Origin of the sequence: Thiofilum flexile DSM 14609 (assembly GCF_000380185.1) — a bacterium.
GTDB lineage: Bacteria > Pseudomonadota > Gammaproteobacteria > Thiotrichales > Thiotrichaceae > Thiofilum > Thiofilum flexile.
Map to the genome: position 1 here is coordinate 1 of NZ_KB904777.1, position 21,893 is coordinate 21,893.

At 46.4% G+C, this 21,893-nt stretch carries 8 protein-coding genes; 1 reads left to right on the forward strand and 7 read right to left on the reverse strand.

The features are described from left to right. Window positions 1-353: 353 nt before the first annotated feature. From A3IK_RS0111820 to A3IK_RS0111830, 3 genes are all read right to left on the reverse strand, one after another. The gene (locus A3IK_RS0111820) at window positions 354-1,406 is read right to left on the reverse strand and encodes an aldo/keto reductase (RefSeq protein ID WP_020560193.1); all 1,053 of its coding nucleotides are present in this window, start codon (window positions 1,404-1,406) and stop codon (window positions 354-356) included. 57 nt (window positions 1,407-1,463) lie between these two features. Beyond that, window positions 1,464-3,125 carry a bifunctional UDP-sugar hydrolase/5'-nucleotidase UshA gene (ushA, locus tag A3IK_RS0111825; protein WP_020560194.1) on the reverse strand — a complete coding sequence of 554 codons (1,662 nt, stop codon included), beginning with the start codon at window positions 3,123-3,125 and terminating at the stop codon, window positions 1,464-1,466. A gap of 118 nt (window positions 3,126-3,243) precedes the next feature. Continuing rightward, window positions 3,244-4,776 carry an alanine/glycine:cation symporter family protein gene (locus tag A3IK_RS0111830; RefSeq protein WP_020560195.1) on the reverse strand — a complete coding sequence of 511 codons (1,533 nt, stop codon included), beginning with the start codon at window positions 4,774-4,776 and terminating at the stop codon, window positions 3,244-3,246. 521 nt (window positions 4,777-5,297) lie between these two features. Here A3IK_RS0111830 and A3IK_RS20410 point away from each other — a divergent pair. Continuing rightward, on the forward strand, window positions 5,298-6,449 hold the full coding sequence (locus A3IK_RS20410) for a toll/interleukin-1 receptor domain-containing protein (RefSeq protein ID WP_020560196.1): 1,152 nt from the start codon (window positions 5,298-5,300) through the stop codon (window positions 6,447-6,449). A gap of 119 nt (window positions 6,450-6,568) precedes the next feature. Here A3IK_RS20410 and A3IK_RS0111840 read toward each other — a convergent pair whose 3' ends face one another. From A3IK_RS0111840 to A3IK_RS19345, 4 genes are all read right to left on the reverse strand, one after another. Next, window positions 6,569-8,251: a tannase/feruloyl esterase family alpha/beta hydrolase gene (locus tag A3IK_RS0111840; RefSeq protein ID WP_020560197.1), complete on the reverse strand. Its 1,683-nt coding sequence runs from the start codon at window positions 8,249-8,251 to the stop codon at window positions 6,569-6,571. Between the two features lie 243 nt (window positions 8,252-8,494). Further along, window positions 8,495-13,591 (reverse strand): GEVED domain-containing protein, encoded by a 5,097-nt coding sequence (locus A3IK_RS0111845; protein ID WP_020560198.1) that lies wholly within the window; start codon window positions 13,589-13,591, stop codon window positions 8,495-8,497. A 572-nt stretch (window positions 13,592-14,163) separates the two neighbouring features. Then, on the reverse strand, window positions 14,164-18,000 hold the full coding sequence (locus tag A3IK_RS0111850; RefSeq protein ID WP_020560199.1) for a GEVED domain-containing protein: 3,837 nt from the start codon (window positions 17,998-18,000) through the stop codon (window positions 14,164-14,166). Between the two features lie 932 nt (window positions 18,001-18,932). After that, window positions 18,933-21,893 (reverse strand): GEVED domain-containing protein (locus tag A3IK_RS19345; protein WP_245539481.1); only part of this gene is annotated, 2,961 nt, incomplete at its 5' end.

Here is a 21,893-nt window from a genome sequence, read left to right on the forward strand (position 1 = left end):
GCTAACTGCTATTACTGTAGTACTACCTTTCATCGGCTGTCGCCGATCGCCTGATATCCCCTAGCTGAAGCAAGGGGCTTTACGGCTGGTTCGGTAAATACGTATATCCTTAACCCGTTCTTTTGCACTTTGGTGGCTAACTACCGGATTAAAGGCGACGACTGCTCCGTAGGTATAGCAAAGTAATCGAGTATTTCTGGAGCAGTCTTAGCGGCAAGGATGTCGCCTTGTAGCGTACAAGGATGTATTATTTTCGGCGCGTCCCTGCGCCTCTCAAGCTGGCGTGACGGCATCCGGGGCATATTTTGCTTTAGGCAAAAAGGCCGGCTCCCGCCGCCGCACATAATGTTCCCCTATTGCTCTAGATGCGTGCGTGGACGCGGAAAATTACTCACTTCATCCAACTCAGCCAAATGTGCTGCTGATAACTGATAGTCCAGCCCCGCCAGTAGTTCACTGAGTTGCTCTGGGGTATTGGCTCCGACAATAGGGGCTGTCACCCACGGCTTAGCCCGCAGCCAAGCCAAGGCAACTTGAGCCGGTTTAGCATTTGTCTGAGTGGCAATTTCAATCACCTTCTCAATAATAGCCCAATTTTGTGGACTAAAACGCCCTTGAGCATTGCCATCGGCACGTACACTATCGGGTAAAGGTTGTCCTTGACGGTATTTACCCGTGAGCAAGCCCCCGGCAAGTGGGCTATAGGGAATCACGCCCAGTTGATAATGACTGCACACTTGTGCTAACTCAGTTTCAAAGTCGGCACGGATGGGAGACACTAGGCTGTATTCGGGTTGGATACTAATAAAATGCTCAAAATGATGCTTATCTGCCACCCAGAGCGACTGCATTAAACGCCACGCGCTATAATTAGAGCAGCCGATATAGCGCACCTTACCCTGACGCACTAAATCCGTCAGTGTCGATAACGTTTCTTCAATTGGTACTAGTGGATCAATGAAATGTGTCTGATACAAATCGATATAATCGGTATTCAGGCGACGCAAACTATCCTCACACGCTTGCATAATCCAGCGCCGTGATAGCCCTTCCCGCTGGCGAAAGGAGCCACGGTGATCACTAAACATCTCCCCCATCGCCGCCCGTGCCTTGGTCGCTAGTACAATATCGTAACGGTTGCGCCCCTTCAGCCAGCGCCCAATTATTTCCTCCGAAACCCCACCCGCATTCACCACCCCATTCATAGGCGGTGCCCAAGAGCTATAACAATCGGCGGTATCAATGAAATTGCCACCCCGCTCGACATAGGTGTCGAGTATACGTCCCGACATAGCCTCATCGGCTGACCAGCCAAACTGCATGGTTCCAAGCCCGACCCGATAGACCCATAGGCCACTCTTACCGACCTGTACATAGGAATTAGCGGCTTTGTGTTCTGTACTCATATTCTCACCTCCAAGGTGTGATTTCAGGTTTGTGGCGGTTAGGCTTAGGCATAAGAGCTACTTGCGATACACAATAGCCTCCCCCGGATTAAAGGCATTGGCATCTAGTGGGCTATGTTGTTCGATATATTCACGCAGCACATCGGCATCGACAAAGCCGGTATCCACATAGCCCGGCTGGGTATTCACCTTAGGGTAGCCATCCCCACCGGCGGCGGCAAAGCTCGGTAGGCTAAAGCGATAGGTCTTGTTAGGGTCTAGAGGCACACCAGCGATTTTGATGTCCTCCACGCGGTCGGGATAAACTGTCATACTAATATTAGCAAACTGGGCATAAGCTCCGGTATCCACGGGCTTGGTCGCGACTTGAGCCAAATAAGCTGGCAGTTCTGAGCCTTTCATATCCACATAGGCAATCGTATTGCCAAAGGGATGTACTTCTAGCACTTCCTTATAGGTAATATTGCCCTCATTGATGGAGGTGCGCACCCCACCGGAATTCATAATGCCAAAATCCGCTTTGGATTTTTCCCTCTGTGCCGTAGCAATCAAACGCCCTAGATTAGTCTGTTGAAAACGCACCTTATCCCGCTCACCGACTAATTCCTTGTTGACGGAGCCGATTTTAATATTGATCTTTTCCATCCCCTTTTGCTGATAGGGGCCCAATAACGCCATGATAGCCTTATCCTGTGGAATCTCTTCGGTGATGAATACCTTTTTGGTTTCCTCCCCTACCTTGACCTTTTTCTTGAGATTGATGGGAATCAGAGCGTAATGTACTAGTTTCAGTTTGCCCTCCGCATACTCGAAATCGGCACGGCCTACATACTTACCCCATTCATGCGCCTGCATAATCCATGTGCCATTCTGCTGATCGGGAACACAGGCTGCACCGGGCTGATAATCTTTATTACGCACATGTTCCGGTGTCACACACAGTGCCTCTTGAGAATGCCCACCAATGATCACATCCAGCGCCCCCGCTGGCAAAGATCGCGCTAGCGTTACATCACCGGGGGCATTATAGCCATGTTGACCCTTGTCATAATGCCCCATATGGGTTGCCGCAATCATCAAGTCGGGTTTTTCCTGTTGTTCCAGCTCGGCAATCAGGTTTTTAGCCTCTAACTTGGGATCGCGAAATTCAACATTGTCGAGATACTCAGGATTACCGATTTTGGCGGTATCTTCTGTGGTTAGACCTATTACAGCAATTTTCAAACCGCTACGCTCAAATAGTTGCCAAGGCTGAAACAGGCGTTTGCCGCTGTCTTTGGCATAAATATTAGCGGATAAAAAGGGGAAACCCGCTATCTCTTGCTGGTGGCGTAATACTGGCAATGGATTATCAAACTCGTGATTGCCCAGCGCCATAGCATCATATTTAAGCGCTTTCATGCCGACAAAATCCGGCTCGGCATCCTGCATATCGGACTCTGGCACGCCGGTATTAATATCACCACCCGAAAGCAACAGTACTGATCCACCTGCTGCTTCTACTTCTTTGCGGATACGATTGATCAGGGTATAACGCGCCGCCATCCCCAGCTCGCCATCGGTGTTATGCCAAAAACGCCCATGATGGTCATTGGTATGCAGGATAGTGAATTTTTTGGGGGGCGTAGTAGCCGTATCGGCAAAAACAGGGATATGTAGCCCACCTAGCAATAGCATAATGGCTAGCCCTAGGCATTTCGGGGTAATCTTCCGAGACATGAGACATTCTCCTTGAAGCGTGACAGGTGACGCAAATTCTGGCGGGGTGGAGAGTTGAAGTCAATCAATAGCCCTACCTACCTCATTGCGAGGCAGGTAGGTTTTTTAAGGTCTGGTATTAACGTTTATTATTACGTTGCTGTTCCAGACGTTTTTCCCAGAAAGTAGCATTAGGGATGCCGAGCTTTACGGGGTCGAAGGTAAAGTTATGTCTTACTCCAGCCTTCATTTGCTCTTCATAATCACGTAAGCATTTAATGGTTGGTTTTGCAAGTAAGACAAACAACACAATAATGCCGATGATATTCAGCCACGCCATGAGACCAACACCAATGTCACCAATATTCCAGATATAACCTGAACTATTAACGGCACCATAGGCAACAGCCATCATCAGTACTACTTTAATAACAAACAATGCTGCACTCTCACCACCGATTTTCTCGGCTAGGTAAGCCACATTCACCTCAGCAATGTAGTAGTAAGCCAGTAAAGTAGTAAAGGCAAAGAAGAATACCGCAATCCCCACAAAGATTTCTCCCGTTGGACCAAACACGGACGTTAGAGCGGCTTGCGTGAACGCGGGTGAGTTAATATTCACCGCTGCATCTAGATGCTGCACGAGGAACTGACCATCTGGCAAAGTACCTTGTATATTATACTTACCAGTCATGAGAATCATGAATGCAGTCGCACTACAGACGAACAGGGTATCGACATAAACCGAAAACGCCTGTACTAGCCCTTGTTGAGCAGGATGAGCCACTTCAGCAGCTGCGGCTGCATGAGGGCCTGTACCTTGTCCAGCTTCATTGGAGTAAACGCCGCGTTTAACCCCCCAACCAATCGCCGCACCAAACCCTGCTTGAGCAGTGAAGGCATCACCAATAATCAGACCAAAAACAGCAGGTACTTGATCGTAGTTGATGAAGACAATGATCAGTGCCAGGATGATGTAGCCTAATGCCATGAACGGTACAACGAGCTGAGCGAAATTAGCAATACGTTTAATACCACCAAAAATGATAAAGCCCAGTATTAATAAAATGCCAGCAAGCACCACTAAGGTATGTGTACCAACCTCACCAAAGGGACCCGTAGAAACCATAGTGCCTTCACCGATCATATTGGTAACCGCTTTGACCACACCATTAGCTTGTACACCGGGCAAGAACAGCCCGCAGGATATAATAGAGGCTAAAGCAAAGATAATACCGTAGAGTTTCCAACCCCAACCGCCTATTGCACGCTCAAAATAATAAGCAGGGCCACCACGATATTGTCCGGTAACAGGATCGACTTGTTTGTAGATCTGAGCGAGTGTGGATTCGACATAAGCAGTTGATGCCCCTAAAAAGGCCACCACCCACATCCAAAACACGGCACCAGGCCCACCAAAGCCAATGGCAGCAGCGACCCCAGCGATATTCCCCATACCCACACGACCCGACAAAGCGACCGCTAAGGCTTGGAAGGACGAAATACCCTGTTCATTGCTTTGATTAGTAAACAGTAACCGCCACATTTCAAAGAAATGGCGTACCTGTGCGAAGCGAGTATAAATGGAAAAGAATAATCCGGCACCTAAACACAGGTAGATCAGGGCGGGACTCCAGATGATATTATTCAAAATACTGATAATTTCTTCCATGGCCTTCCTTCGGCTAGTTTTGATAAAAATTGACTGAGTTGTATAAAAGTCAGGCAGTCTGTGGTCTGACTGGATGAATATAACATGATTCAATCCCTGCTTATAACAACGAATTTGGCAGAGATTACACCTAACCCCCATCAAGGTATCTCTTTGAAGTGGCGAGGCAAGTGGCTTCAGCCAGAGAATTTATAATGAATTGGCTATCAACAGGGAATAATAAAAATCAATATAAGTGCTCAAAAGCATGCAAACCCCATTAAATCGCTCACATACAACGGATGGCGAGCAACTCACCAGATGAGTACCACTCGCACCGCATCTGCACATGCTGCAACAACGGTACTGGTCAAAAATTATAAACTAGAGATATAATTTGAGTAGGATCAAATTCCAGTTTCTTCTTCCTTGATACCACAAACAAACCTCATGCAAACCCAGTTGGCTTATTAGTCATAGAGGCTAAATGTTTCAAGATTGGAGAAAATGAATACTCAGCTATTAGCTCTAAATTAGCTCCCATGCTTAAACTGGGAGTATTATATTTCAAAGGAGCCAGTGTCATTTATATTAAGTTTTGTCAAATTATTTTTCTTTTTATACTTAGCATTACCTCGATATTAGCTATCGATAACTTTACCTACTGTTTATTAAATGCAGATGGGCTATATGCAAAAGGTGATGTTCTTGCTGCTCATGATTGGTATTTACAGGCTAGGCAATATGCTACATCGAACAAAAAACTACGAAGAACATTACCAGCATTAGCTGTTACATCAATAGAGCTAGGAAGAAGAGATGAAAATTTACAATACCTAAGAGAGTTCCAAAGAATATCACTGAAAAATCCTGATCCTTGGATTATCCAACATGTTAAGAAATATTCAATTACTCTTCCTAAAGACTTTTATGAAATAGAGAAAAATCCAATCTTTCTAAATGAATCTTATGAAACAGAAAACTCCCCCACCCTTTTAATGGATTCTTATGAGGAAGAAAAAGACACAAATCCACCAAAGAACCCTAATGATGTAGGAAAAAATACAAACCCCATTCTTATAATAATAACCCTCATAATTATCATTATTTTCATATCTAATGCCAACAAAAAAAGGAGAGCTGCAACTAACTCAAGAATAAGAAAATATTTTATTATATTACAATCAATCATTTATTCTATATTTAAAACAGCATCAAGGATTATACATCTTATGAAAGTAGTATCCAATAAGCCACCTGTTTTTATAAGCTACTCTAGGAAAGACATAAAGTTTTTAAATGAACTAAAAGAACATCTAACAGTATATGAACGAAGAGGGCTAATAGAATACTGGGATGACTCGAAAAATCAGATGGGCATGATGTGGAGATTAGAAATTGAGCAAGCTCTTCGCTCTGCTAAAATAGCTATATTATTAGTGAGTCGACCTTATTTGGCATCAAAATTTATTGTTAAAAATGAGTTACCGCCACTACTTCAATCTGCAAAAGAGCATGATACGGAAATTATTCCTATTATGGTTTCCCCTTGCCCTTACGACATATCAGAGCTTGGCAAAATTCAAGCATCTAATAGTTTATTAAAACCACTCAGAGATATGTCTCCTACTGAAAGAGATGTAGAGTATCTGAAAGTTTTAGATAGAGTGGCTGAGTTATTACAGGAGCAATGAGGTAAACCATTTTTGAGTATATCGAATTCGACTATAGCCGTAACACTTTATCTTAAAGTAACCCATTCTAAATCCCCCTTCTTATGGCAAAAGGAGGAAGGGAGGATAAGTTTATGAATCTAGCGACACTGATAACTAGTTAATTGTTTAGGGTCACTTTTACCATCATACATCGCTTGTTGAGGATAGGCACAAATAGGTTGCTCTTTATCTGGAAACGCTTTTCCGCTGGCGGCTAGAAAATCAGGTGCTTTGCCCTGCTCCATCCAAGTCTCCAATGCAGTGAGCGGGTCGAAATTATCTAGTGCTGGCCCATCACCACAATGCGTCATGCCGGGCACCATAAACAGACGTACAAAATCCCGTGCTTTATCCACATCGCCTTGGGCAGAGGCTTGTACTACGCCCTGATACCAGCTCACTAGGTCATTAGCCGAAAACACCGGATCAGAAAGCCCCTGAAATAACACCAGTTTGCCACCGCGATTCACAAAAGTAGTCAGATAGGTCGTGGTCGCATCGTTAAGCTTTCCGGTTTCCTCTAAACGGGCGGGATCACGCTCAAAATCAAAATCGGTGGGCTTAAACGTTGGATCTGGGGGCGTCATAAAATACAAACTGAGCGAGCCACCGCCTAGTAGCACATTGAGCGCATCAGATTTTGCCGTTTGTGAATTGCCCAATTTCCATACCCGCCAGTTCGGGGCGCTAATACCCGCATCATAAGGCCAATCACTATAAAGCTTATTACCTGCTGCATTTTGCGGCCCATCAAATACCTTATGCAGAGTACTAACCTGCTCTGCTGTTAGGCAGCTCTCCTCTTTATCTCCCTTGCAAACCAATAGATCCGGCTTAAAGCTGCACTGTTGCCACGCATTGATTAGCCCGTCCTCAATACCATCTTTAGCATCGCAGGCATTCAGTACCGCCTTACTCACCAAGTCCAAATCCTGCTGGGAAAAGGCTTGCGCTAAGATGGGATTACCCTCGGCATCTTTAGGCGCAATACGCAAAAATTGTTGAGTATCCCAAGCCTCTGCCAGATTAGCCTTAGTCAAACGGAAACCCGGATTACCCGCAACCACGCCATCAAACTCGGTGGGATAGCGTTGAGCAGCAATCATGGCCTCGCGCCCCCCATTAGAGCACCCCATAAAGAGCGTCTTCTGTGCGTCTTTGCCATAAAAGGCTGTAATAATCTGCTTGGCAATGGGCGTCACCTTCCCTATAGAGGCATAGGCAAAGTCAATGCGTGCCGCTTGATCAGAGCCAAAAGACGGATCTGGGGTGGGATGACCACCATCCATACTCACTACCGCATAACCCCGTGCTAATGCCGGCTTAGCCGTACTACCCCGACAAGGAATACCACCCAAGGCAGGTGCAACAAAGCCATCGACACCGCCGCCACCCTGAAATAGAAATTTATTATTCCACTGTACAGGTAATCTCAGTTCAAACTGGGTGCCGTAGGGCTTATTATCCACCCCAGTACGTTCACCAATAATACCGCGCACTAAACAATGCTCACCTACAGCACTCGTATCAGGAATGGCTCCTGTGAAACCACTAAAGGCATCCGGTTTAATTTGTTTGGCATCCCAAAACTCACTCTTCTCAAATTTCACCGTGGCTAATTGAAGACCCGCAAGCGAGGTACAAATCTGAGCCGCCGATTGAGCTGCTTTAGGTGCTTCCGCCCATGCGGCCTGACTCAGAGCAGCTAGCCCTAAGCCTAATGAGCAACACCAGACTAACCGCACTTTTCGGGTCAGGCTCGGAAAGGGAAATACAGACATAGCAACTCCTTCACTTTGGGTATTGGGAATACAAAGACACTTCATCACGAAACCATACACAGCCCTGCATTAAATATAAGCTAGACAGAAATAGTTTCAATCATAATGATAGTTGATGAGGCCGCCTTGTAGCGTACAAGGATGTATTCACAGCGGCTGCGAAGGAAATACTCGATTACTTTGACTCAAACACTGACTAGAGCTTAGTAGTACTACTAAGCCCTAGTATTTCGTACTACGATCTTATTGTCTCAGTCCCCCTGCAATCACATAGTTGGCTGACAGAGTACTATTCAACGGATGCAACAGAATATTCGCCAGAATCTGATTCACATCATTATTCGGCCCTGCAAAGATAGTATCGCCATCCAGATTCAAGTCACCGCTATAGTTACCCGTCAAGATATAATTACTATTGATATCAATATTTAGGGGTGATGTGAACACTTGTGCTAGGATCACATTCGTATCTAGATCAGGGCCTGCACCAATAATACTTTGGTTGGCATTAATATCGCCCGTCCACATCAAATTAAGACCTCCATACTCTTGTTGAGAGTAATCACCAAGGGTGAGCGTGGTCGGGAGCGTAAAGTCTACCAAGGTCGCCGTACTACTATTGAGGCTGACCGCATTTAAGGTACGAATCGCTAAATGGTTGCGATGATGCAGTGCAACCTGATAATTACCATCGGCTAGATTAGGGAATTGCAGCTCTAGATTACCACTACTGCTACTCATCAGGTCTCCATCCCGTTGAATTAAGGCGGCTTGACGGGCTAGGACGGTATTACCACTGCTATCCCATAGCTCTACTAACATCCAATCTACCACTGCATCGGCACCTGTCACTGCTAATAAGGTAGTCGTTGTGGTTTCCGTGCCTGTATAGCCATACAGGGTGGAAGTATAAGGCTGTTGCAAAGGCAAGAAGCCCTTAGCGCGTAGGTCATCACGCATGAGGCCGGTACTGCTGTCATAGGGGCCTTGTAGTAGAACTTTTAAACGTATCTTTAAAGCAGCAGTGAGTGGATCATCAGCCATCTGATTCGGATCGGTTTCACTTATATCCACCACTCCATTATTATTAGCATCCTCTCCGGCTTGACAGATTCCGCTGACTCCAAGGCTACCATCACAAACGCCCCCACCATCGGTATCGGGATTAAGCGGATTCGTAGTGGTGGTCGGATCGCTGTCTGGAATAAATACCGCCGCATTAGTTCCAGCATAAATCACTGGGGTACTACCTCCGGCAATAAGGGTTATAACGCCCAGCTCCGTGCCGTCTTGTAAGCCATCATTATCCGAGTCTGCATCTAAGGGATTCGTTTCTCCGCTATCTACCACTCCATTCTGATTCGCGTCTTCAGTACCATCGCTCAGGCCATCATCATCTGAATCTGCATCTAAGGGATTGGTTTCTCCACTATCCACCATACCATTCTTATTGGCATCTTCAACACCATCACTGATTCCATCACCGTCCGTGTCCACATTTAACGGGTTGGTTTCGCCACTATCCACCACGCCGTTTTGGTTCGCGTCTTCTACACCGTCACTGATTCCATCACCGTCTGTGTCCACCACTAAAGGATTGGTTTCTCCGCTATCTACAACGCCGTTTTGGTTCGCGTCTTCGACTCCATCACTGATTCCATCACCGTCTGTGTCGGCATTTAACGGATTGGTTTCTCCACTATCCACCACTCCATTTTGATTCGCGTCTTCAACACCGTCACTGATTCCATCATTATCTGAGTCCATAGCTAGCGGATTGGTTTCTCCACTATCCACCACTCCATTTTGATTCGCGTCTTCGATACCATCACTCAGGCCATCATCGTCTGAATCTGCATCTAAGGGATTGGTTTCCCCACTATCCACCACTCCATTCTTATTGGCATCTTCAACTCCATCGCTGATTCCATCACCGTCTGAGTCCACATTTAACGGGTTGGTTTCCCCACTATCCACCACGCCGTTTTGGTTCGCGTCTTCTACACCGTCACTGATTCCATCACCGTCTGTGTCCACCACTAAAGGATTGGTTTCTCCGCTATCTACAACGCCGTTTTTATTAGCATCTTCAACTCCATCGCTGATTCCATCACCATCTGTGTCCACCACTAAAGGATTGGTTTCTCCGACATCCACTACTCCATTTTGATTCGCGTCTTCGACTCCATCACTAATTCCATCACCGTCTGTATCCACCACTAAAGGATTGGTTTCACCACTATCGACCACTCCATTTTGATTAGCATCTTCAACTCCATCGCTGATTCCATCACCGTCCGTGTCCACCACTAAAGGATTGGTTTCTCCGCTATCTACAACGCCATTTTTATTAGCGTCCTCAACACCGTCACTGATTCCATCATTATCTGAGTCCATAGCTAGCGGATTGGTTTCACCACTATCTACCACGCCGTTTTGGTTCGCATCCTCTACACCATCACTGATTCCATCACCATCCGAGTCCATAGCTAGCGGATTGGTTTCGCCACTATCGACCACGCCGTTTTGGTTCGCGTCTTCGATACCGTCACTTAGGCCATCATCATCTGAATCAGGATCTAGGGGATTGGTTTCTCCGACATCTACCATTCCATTTTTATTCGTATCCTCAATACCATCGCTCAGGCCATCATCATCTGAGTCTGGGTCTAACGGGTTCGTTTCTCCGACATCCACCACTCCATTGTGATTCGCATCTTCTTGCCCATCGAGCAGACCATCATCGTCGGAATCGGGATCTAAGGGGTCAGTACCTAGTAAAGCCTCTTGGGCATTTGTCAGGCCATCATTGTCGGGATCAGGATCAGTCACCGCCGTCACCGTCAGTTGGTAATCTTCCACCTCACCATCTGAGACATTAGTTGCCGCATCAGCCGCCGTGAGGGGAACCGTGGTCAAGCGGAAACGGGCAAAAGTATAACTACCCAACAAGGTACTACCATAACCGGAAAATACTAGATCCCCTGTTGCACCATTATTGAAGCCAATAGAAGCATACTCATTCGCACCAAACACGCCATCACCATTGAAGTCAATCCAGCCATGTAAGGTTCCAGTTCCACTGCCCGTGATATTAGCAGCAGGAATAATCACATCAGCGCTATCCCCTTGCGATAAGCTAGGAACGATAACCCCATCATCACTACCATCCCCTAGTGCATCGTTACTGGCTTCACTAGTGGTATCTATATCAATAGCCGCCCCCAATTTTGGCCCACTGACGGTATGGGTTGCCTCGCCATAGGCCGTGATCGAGCTACCATCTGGCGCAACCACACCATTAGCGGGCGCATCGGAGCTATCCCAAGCAATCTGACAAGTTTCAAAATTTAAGATACTAGTATTATCAACACCATTAGACAAGAAATGCGCCTCCAGCGAGGTCACATTGGAGAAGGTAATGTCCCAATCATCATCACCACCAAGAATACGAAAGTTAATAGATGTCGGGGAGATGGATTGAATAGCAAGATCCTGCGCTCCAGGATCACTCAGACTAAAGGACGCGCCATTATTGACAGTCAAGGTCCACTGATCGGGGGCACCTGTTGAGCCAGTCAGTGTTTTACGCTCACTAATACCAAAATGAACGGGCTGACTAAAGGTCATATTGGCGGTTATATACCCCGCTTGATTATTCCGTGCTAGGGCAAAATCACCAGTACTATTACCTCGAATTTCCGTGAAAGTAGTACTATTAGTGCCAAAAACATCGGTAATGGCGAGCGAAAAATTAGCCCCCGGAAAACTGCTATTACCCGTGGTTAATTGGCGATTGGTGAATAAAGATCCAACCGTGGGCGTATTGGTGTTAATACCACTAAAATCCAGCGGCTCTTGTCCACAGGTCAGGGCTGGCCTAGATTCTATGATGGTGAGTGGATAGTCCTCAACTTCCCCATTACTAGCAATCGTAGTGGCATCATTAGCGGTTAGGGTATCTGTACTCAAACGCAAGCGCACAAAGCTATTACCTGCCGCTAGGACTGATAAGCCCGACCAATTCAGTGTCGCCGTTGCGGCACTAGCTCCACTTGCCACCGGCACCTCCGCATGTTCATTACTTTCAAAGATACCATTGCGATTCATATCAACCCAACCATGCAAAGTAGCCGGTTTGGTGCTCATATTCGTCACCATCGCATTGAGTGTATAGGTGGTGTCACCTGTCTTCAGGTTTGGAATCACTAGCACACCATCCTCATCATCGATGGTAGTGGTGTCATCCATAGAGGCAGTAGCACTCGGTTGATCAGAGATTTCCGCATCGCCATAGACCGAACCTAGGTATAAGTCAGTACTCTGACCATGAGCCGGTGCGCCATAGCTAGTAGGAGCATCGGCATAATCACACCCTGCCGCGACTAAACGCAGGGCTTGTAACCCCAGACTGTACAAATTATTAGAAGGAGAGGTGGCGGTAATAGTTCTGTTGGTGGTGACATTGGTGATGGACTGTAACACCATACTAAAGCCATCATTCTCAGAATAAGGGCCACTAACCCGGCTACCATCCGAGGCATAACTACCACTGCTATTGGTCAACACATTATCAATCACGCGTCTCCAGCCAGCACCTGTGTTGAGTGATTCACTTTTAGAACCTTGTGCCCATGATAGAATCATATTATCGGCGGTTGTCGTACCACTCGGCTGAAGCCCCATGGCAACGGGACTTGCGGATAAGGTAGCCGAGAACGGGGCGGTATTGTCATCAACAACCTCTCCAATCCACTCCAGTGCATTGACGTTCCCGAAAGTACCCACCATGAGTGTTGCATCATCACCTGCATTAGTCGGTAAATTAAAATTAGCGGGCAGCGTAAAACTATTAGCCCCTGCGGGTATATCAGACTCCATCAGATAATAGCTATAGACCTCGCGTGAAATTTCGGCACTAGTAGGATCTGCGCTAGCACCCCGCTCGGCATGTTGTGCTGCTACCACATTCATCGGTATGCCGCCAAAGGTCAAAGTGGGCGCATTAGCTAAAGTAGAGCTATCCAAAGGATAGGGGGCAGCGTAATTATCGCCTCGGATAGTGAGAGGACTGTGATCACGCTCAACCATTAGCTGGGCGAATAACATACGCCGATTGCCATCAGGGGCGGTATAGGTCAGGGTGGGCACACCTGTGGCTCCTGCCCCAGAAGCATTCGCCCAAGCAGTAGCGTCTAGTTGGTGTACTGAGTTGGTCGTACAACGGGCGGGGGGGGTGACGGTAGCCACGGTAGTAGCCGCTGTCGCCTCCAGTGTCATAAGTAACCATAATAATAAAGCGAAGCCGCAGCCACGCATAAGGACGGGGATTTTGTTCATTTTTATCTCCCCCCAAGAAAGCATTGTAGAAAGTGTTTGCTGATCTGAAACATGAACTTTCTCCTAAAAGATAAAAAAGCACAGTGGATCGCTGGCTTTTTCTGGCAGGCTGATGAGTAATATTTTTTATATTTATGTATTAGCAACAGACCTCGCGCTTTCTATTGCCTTTGCAAACCTAATTAGAATAACTTTCGATCTATTAGATTGATTTGCAGCTTAATCTTAAACAAAAGCCAAATAAAGATAAATACCCTGCTGTTATTTTCTACTAGAGCAATTATAAACCAACGAATTTCTTCATTTAGCGCTAAATCAATACAGAAAATTGCTTACATAAAATATGTGCAAATCATAAAGGCATGCTTATATAGTTATATTTAATTCAATAAAATATAGCCAATTCAATAAAAAATTAATTTAACTATATAACCCAAACGATACCTTTGCTCTAAAATAGAACATGAGAATTATTTAGAGGTGCTATTAAAAAATAGCCGCATAGGGGGGGATGGACGCCTAACAGCACAAGGGCATAGTCAAGCTATACCCTTGCATTTTGCACTACAGTACTACTTCATCAGCCCTCCTATAATGACATAATTGGCTGACAGTGTATTATTCAGCGGGTGCAGCAAAATATTGGCAAGAATCTGATTCACATCATTATTCGGCCCTGAAAAGATAGTATTACCGTCTAAATTCAGGTCACCAATATAATAACCGGACAAGACATAGTTGCTGTTAATACTGGTATTTTCGGCTGCCGTAAATACTTGCCCCAAAATCTTATTGGTATCCAGATCGGGGCCTGCACCAATAATATTTTGGTTAACATTGGTGTCACCCGTCCACATCAGGGTCATACTGCCTGATTGCTGCTGTGAATGAGTACCTAAGGTGAGGGTGGTTGGCAGGGTAAAGTCAACTAAAGTCGCGGTGTTCGTATTAAGACTGACCGCATTTAAGGTGCGAATATCTAGATGATTACGATGGCGCAAGACAATCTGATAATCCCCACTAGTAAGCGTCGGGAACTGTAACACTAGGCTAGCACTGCTACTCTCCATGAGGTCGCCATCCCGTTGCAGTAAAGCAGCTTGGCGCGCGAGCACGGTAGTACCACTAGCATCCCTGAGTTCAACCAATATCCAATCCACTACAGCATCAGAACCTGTGACCGCCAGTAGCGTGCTTGTGGTCGCTTCTGTACCTGTATAAGCATAGGGGGCGACGGCATAAGGTTGTTGTAAGGGTAAAAAGCCTCGACTACGTAGATCGTCGCGCATGAGGCCGGTGGCACTGGTATAAGCCCCCTGTAACATGGCGCGTAGCTGTAGTTTCAGCGTAGGCTGTGGATCATCTGCTGCCTGATTAGGGTCGGTTTCCCCATTATCGACTAGCCCATTATTATTGGCATCTTCCCCAGCTCGGCATACCCCGCTAACCTCAAGGCTACCATCACACACGCCCCCAGCATCGGTATCGGGATTAAGGGGATTGGTGGTCGTGACTGGATCACTGTCTGGAATGAATACAGTCGTATCCGTACCTGCATAGTTAACAGGTGTAGTCCCAGAGCTAGTACCACCGGGTATTGGTGTAGTAATGCCTTGCTCGGTGCCATCTTGTAGGCCATCCTTATCCGTATCGGCATCTAAGGAATTGGTTTCTCCACTATCTACCACGCCGTTTTTATTCGCATCTTCTTGCCCATCGAGTAGACCATCATCGTCAGAATCCGCATCTAAAGGATTGGTTTCACCGGCATCCACTGCACTATTGTGATTGGCATCTTCTTGCCCATCGAGTAGACCATCATTGTCGGTATCGGGATCGAGCGGGTCGGTGCCTAATATCGCCTCTTGTTTAGTCGTGAGTCCGTCCTTATCGGGATCCGGGTCTGTGAGTAGCACCTGATAATCTTCCACCTCACCATCAGCGGCATCCGTTGCAGCATCAGCCGCTGAGAGATCTGAGGTAGTCAAGCGGAAACGAGCAAAGGTAGTATTAGCAACCAGTGTGCTGCCATAGCCTGAGAACATTAAATCTGCCGCTGCACCATTATTGAAAGCCACCGAGGCATATTCATTCGTGCCAAACACCCCATCACCATTGAAATCAATCCACGCATGCAGAGTACCAATACCCACACCCGTCAGATTAGCCGCCGGAATAATCACATCCTCACTATCTCCTTGCCATAGGGTCGGCATACTAACCCCATCATCATCACTACCCTCCCCACTCGCATCACTAGTGGCGATAGGACTGATATCAATATCAATCGCTGCCCCTAAGCGCAAGCTAGGCGTGACGGTATGGGTCGCCTCACCATAGGCAGTGATCGAACTACCATCCGGTGCAACCACACCCTCTGCTGGCGTATCAGAAGCGTCCCAAGTCACTAGGCAAGTTTTATAATTTAAAATACTAGTATTATCAATCCCATTAGAATAGAAGCGAGCTTCCAGCGAGGTTACTTTTGCAAAGGCAATGTCCCAATCATCATCACCGTTTAGTATATTGAAAGTGATACTGTTGGGGGTTAATGACTGTACGGAAATATCCTGTGTCCCTGGATCAGTGAGATTAAATGAAGCACCATTATTCACGGTTAAGGTCCATTGATCTGGCGGCTCGGTATCACCCACCAATGTTTTATCTTCACTAATACCGAAGTAAATGGGCTGACTAAACAGCATACTGGCTGTTAATACCCCTGTCTTATTATCACGCGCCAGAGCAAAATCGCCGCTGTTATTACCCCGAATTTCCGTAAAGGAACCGCTATTTGAACCAGATATTTCAGTAATGGAGTTGGAAAAAGTGACGCCTGGAAAACTACTATTACCGACAGTCAATAGGCGATTCGTAAATAACGGGCCTATTGTCGGTGTATTGTCTGAAATACCACTAAAATCCAGCGGCTCTGCATTACACGCGGAGACACGCAAAGGCGATGTTGCGATCAAAAGCTGATAGTCCTCCACCTCACCATCACTGGCTGCGGTGCTAGCATCTGTCAGGTTATCGGTACTCAAACGCAAGCGCACATAGCTAACCCCCGTGGTTAATCCGGGCAGATTAGGCCAGTATAAAGTCGCCGTACTCGCACTAGCGCCAGTTGGCACTACAACACTCGTGTGCTCATCACTATCAAAGGTCCCATTGCCATCCATATCAATCCAGCCATGCAGGGTAGCCTCCGAGCCGCTAGTATTAGTCACAGTAGCCATTAGTGTGTAATTTTTATCACTACTATTGAGGGCAGGAAACACACCCACACCATCCTCATCATCCACTGTGGTAGTGTCATCATCCGTCGCCGCAGCCCCCGACTGTGCGGCGGTTTCGGCATCGCCATATACTGACCCTAGATAAAGATCCGTGCTCTGACCATGAACAGGCGTGCCATAGCTCGCGGGAGCATCCGCATAATCGCAACCTGCTGCTACTAAACGAATAGCCTGCAAGCCTAAGCTATAAAGATTATTAGAGGGAGAAGCCGCACTTGGGGTACGATTACCTGTCACTCCGCTGATAGCCTCGACAACCATACTAAAGCCATCATTCTCGGAATAAGGCCCACTCACACGGCTGGCATCAGTTGCATAACTACCATTCGTATTAGTCAGGACATTTTCAAATAAACGGCTCCAAGCGGTGTTATAATTTAGGGTTTCACTTTTTGACCCTTGTGCCCACGCTAGCAACATATTGTTTATCGCCGTCGTGCCTGCGGGTTGAATACCACTAGCGGCTGGGTTAGTGGTGAGAGAGACTGAAAACGGTGCTGTACTATCATCTTGTACCTCCCCTGCCCACTCTGCTGCATACACATTGCCAAAGGTGCCGACCACTAGAGTGGCCTCATCGCCTGCATTCAGAGGCAGATTAAAATTAGCGGGTAAGGTAAAACTATTAGCTCCGGCTGGAATATCCGACTCCATCAGGTAATAGCTATACATCTCACGCGAAATTTCAGCATTTGCCGCACTGCCACTACCCCGTTGAGCATATTGAGCAGACCCCTTAGTCATTGCTACCCCACCAAAGGTTAGGGTTGGACTATTAGACAAAGTCGCCGCACTACCCAAGGGATAAGGTGAGGCATAATTATCACCACGAGTCGTCAGAGGGCTGTGATCACGCTCGACCATGAGGAGAGCAAATAACATCCGCTTATTACCTGTAGGTGCGGTATAGGTCAGAGTGGGTACACCCGCAGCCCCTGCCCCATAAGCATCAGCCCAAGACATCGCATCTAATTGATGTACCGAATTGGTCGTACAACGCGCTGGTGGCGAAACTGCCGCAACCGTAGCAGCACTAACCTCCAATGTTATCAGTAGCCATACGGATAGAATCAAACCTAAATAACGTATTAAAGTGGGAGCGATATTCATGTTAACCCTGCCCCCAGAATAGATGAGTGATGATAGGCAAGATAACTTCCGTCACGCTTAGAGACAGCGCTAAGAATAATCCTGATAAAATGGAAAGATAAAAATATTTCAAAAAATGCTGATTAAGATAAAACATAATATCCCCTGTCTGAAAAAATACTGCGGCGCGGCGCTCTGGTCGCGTTTTGCTTGGTGAATGACTACTTTTTATTAGTGATGTGGCAGCAATGAATCCACCCTACCACTCCATTTATGACTCCCCTACTCGCCTGATTAGATTGAATTTTGCTTTATTATTACTCACAAGCTGACTGAAGTTTAAGTTTAAAAATTAAACAAAAGCTGAATACAAGAAGTAATTATTGTGATTTTTTTACTGAGTTTTCTCTATCCAGCAGAATAAAGCCCTTTTCAAAGCCTCACTTAGAAAGTCTTTTTTCAACGCCGCTACTAAGTAACTAGATTAAAATTTAATATATTTCAATATCTTACCTACTAGATTAAAACTTATTAATTTAGTCAGGAATTATGCTATTCCTCACTTGAATTAAGTTCGCTGCATCCTACGAATCAATAAAATCATAGTAACGTGGTAAATCAGTAGTTTTATAAAAATAAAGATTTACCCTAGTTGCTTTAATTAAAATAAAACAAATAAATGCACACTAATTTAGTAAAGAATTAATTTTATACCGCACACTAGCTCCCCCTCTATTTAAAAATAGATTTCAAATTATTTAGCGCATTATTTTTTTGAAAAAACTAATAAAACTATCACTGGTTATTGTGATAACTGTTTCTAACGAGGGTACTGTTATTGTATGAGGGTGTAGCTGGGGTATGGAGGGGTATTGATACGTCGTTGCAGATGAGCAGAGATGCTATGAGCACTAGGGCATAGTCTACTATGCCCTAGTATGGGGAGGGTTATCTTACTTTACTAATCCTCCTGCAATCACATAATTAGCTGACAGTGTGCTATTCATCGGATGCAAAAGGATATTTGCAAGTATCTGATTTACGTCATTATTCGGCCCTGAAAAGATGGTATCGCCATCTAGATTCAGATCACCCGTATAATAACCCGCTAAGATAAAGTTACTATTGATACTGGTATTTTGGGGCGAAGTGAATACTTGCCCTAGAATCACATTGGTATCTAGCGTCGGCCCTGCCCCAATAATGTTTTGATTGATATTGGTATCTCCCGTCCACATAAAGACTAGGCTTCCCGATTGCTGCCGGGAATGGCTGCCCACCGTGAGGGTTGTCGGAAGGGTAAAGTCCACTAGGGTTACGGTACTGGTATTGAGATTCACCGCGTTGGTGGAGCGGATATCCAGATGATTACGATGACGTAATATAATCTGATAGTCACCGGCTGTAAGGCCAGCAAACTGTAACTCTACACTACCACTACTACTATCCATTAAGTCACCATCACGTTGCAGTAAGGCAGCTTGACGCGCGACCACGGTAGTACCAGTGCTATCTAGCAATTCGACTAGCACCCAGTCCACCGCCGCATCGGAGCCTGTAACGGCTAAAACCGTACTATTGGTGGTTTCAGTCCCGGTATAGGCATACGCGGCGATAGCTGCATAGGGTTGCTCTAAGGGCAGGATAGCTCTAGTGCGTAGATCATCACGCATGAGACCTGTCGTTGGATTATAAGCGCCTTGTAACATGACACGCAGTTGTAATTTCAGCGCAGTAGACTCACTATCATCCGCCGCCAGATTCGGGTCGGTTTCCCCGCTATCAATCACGCCATTATTATTAGCATCCTCCCCAGCTTTACAGACCCCAGTCACCGCCAGACTACCATCACAAATACCTCCATTATCGGTATCGGGATTGAGGGGATCGGTCGTCGTACTCGGATCGCTATCGGGAATGAATGCAGCACTAGTACCTGAATAACTAATAGAAGTACCATCACTAGTCCCACCCACCATAGCGGTGGTAACGCCCTGCTCAGTACCATCTTGTAGACCGTCATTATCAGAGTCAGCATCCAGTGGACTAGTCTCCCCTGCGTCCACTGTACCATTACGGTTGGCATCCTCCGCACCATCACTCAGACCATCTTCATCAGAGTCGTTATCTAAGGGCTTGGTTTCGCCACTATCTACCCTACCATTATGATTCGCATCTTCCTGACCATCTAATAGACCATCATTGTCACTATCTGCATCCAAGGGGTCAGTTTTGCTAGCAGAACCACTATCGGGAATAAATATAGCCGTATCGGTTCCTACATAGCTCACGGGTGTGCTACCAGAGCTAGTCCCTCCAGCAATAGCGGAGGTAACTCCTTTTTCAGTACCATCTTGTAGGCCGTCACTATCGGTATCAACATTAAGAGGGTTGGTTTCGCCAGCATCGACTACGCCATTTTTATTGGCATCCTCTGCACCGTCACTTAAGCCATCATCATCAGAATCTGCATCTAAAGGATTGGTTTCACCGGCATCGACTACGCCATTTTTATTGGCATCCTCGACACCATCCAATAGGCCATCATTGTCCGTATCGGCATCCAGTGGATCGGTCTTGGTAGTCGAATTACTATCGGGAATAAAGATAGCCGTATCGGTTCCTACATAGCTCACCGGCGTACTACCGGAGCTAGTTCCTCCCGCAATAGTGGTGGTCACTCCCTTCTCAGTACCATCTTGTAAGCCGTCATTATCGGTATCCACCTTAATGGGGCTAGTTTCGCCAGCATCGACTACGCCATTTTTATTGGCATCCTCTGCACCATCACTCAGACCATCATCGTCCGTGTCGGCATCCAGTGGGCTGGTTTCGCCACTAGTCACTGCTCCATTTTTATTAGCGTCCTCTTGACCATCTAATAGACCATCATTGTCCGTATCCGCATCTAATGGATCAGTCTTGGTAGCCGAATCACTGTCGGGAATAAATACCGTGGTATTCGTTCCTACATAGCTCACGGGTGTGCTACCAGAACTAGTTCCCCCCGCAATAGCAGTGGTCACTCCTTTCTCAGTACCATCTTGTAAGCCATCATTATCCGTATCCGCCTTGAGAGGGCTGGTTTCGCCAGCATCGACTACGCCATTTTTATTGGCATCCTCTGCACCGTCACTTAAGCCGTCATCGTCAGAATCTGCATCTAAAGGATTGGTTTCACCGGCATCCACCTTGCCGTTGTTGTTTACATCTTCCTGACCATCTAGCAGACCATCATTGTCGGTGTCAGAATCGAGTGGGTCGGTCTTGGTAGTAGGATCACTATCAGGAATAAATACAGCCGTATCCGTTCCTAAATAGCTCACGGCAGGATTACCCGGATTAATCCCTCCAGGAATCGGCGTTGTTACCCCGCGCTCAGTGCCATCTTGTATACCATCATTGTCAGAATCAGCATCGAGTGGACTGGTTTCACCCGCATCGATAACACCATTTTTATTGGCATCCTCCGCACCATCACTAATACCATCATCATCAGTATCCGCATCGAACGGATTAGTCCCTAGAACAAGCTCTAAGGCGGTGGTTAAGCCGTCGTGATCCGGGTCGGGATCTACCACGGTAATCTGATAGTCTTCTACCTCACCATTAATCGTGCTACTGCTGGTCGTGGCATCGGTAGCCGTGAGTGTTCCGGTCGTGAGGCGTAAACGCATAAACGTACTGCCTGCTCGCAAGTCCGGTAGACTCGACCAATTTAGAGCAATCGCGGCCTTATTTGAACCGGTCGGTACGGCGACACTGGTATATTCATCACTATCAAAGACACCATTACCATCTAGATCCATCCAACCATGCAGCCTGCCTGCCGTACCCGTGGTATTCGTCAGTATCATAGGGAGGGAGTAGCTGCTAGCATTAACGAATAAGCTTGGAAAGGTAGTAAACCCATC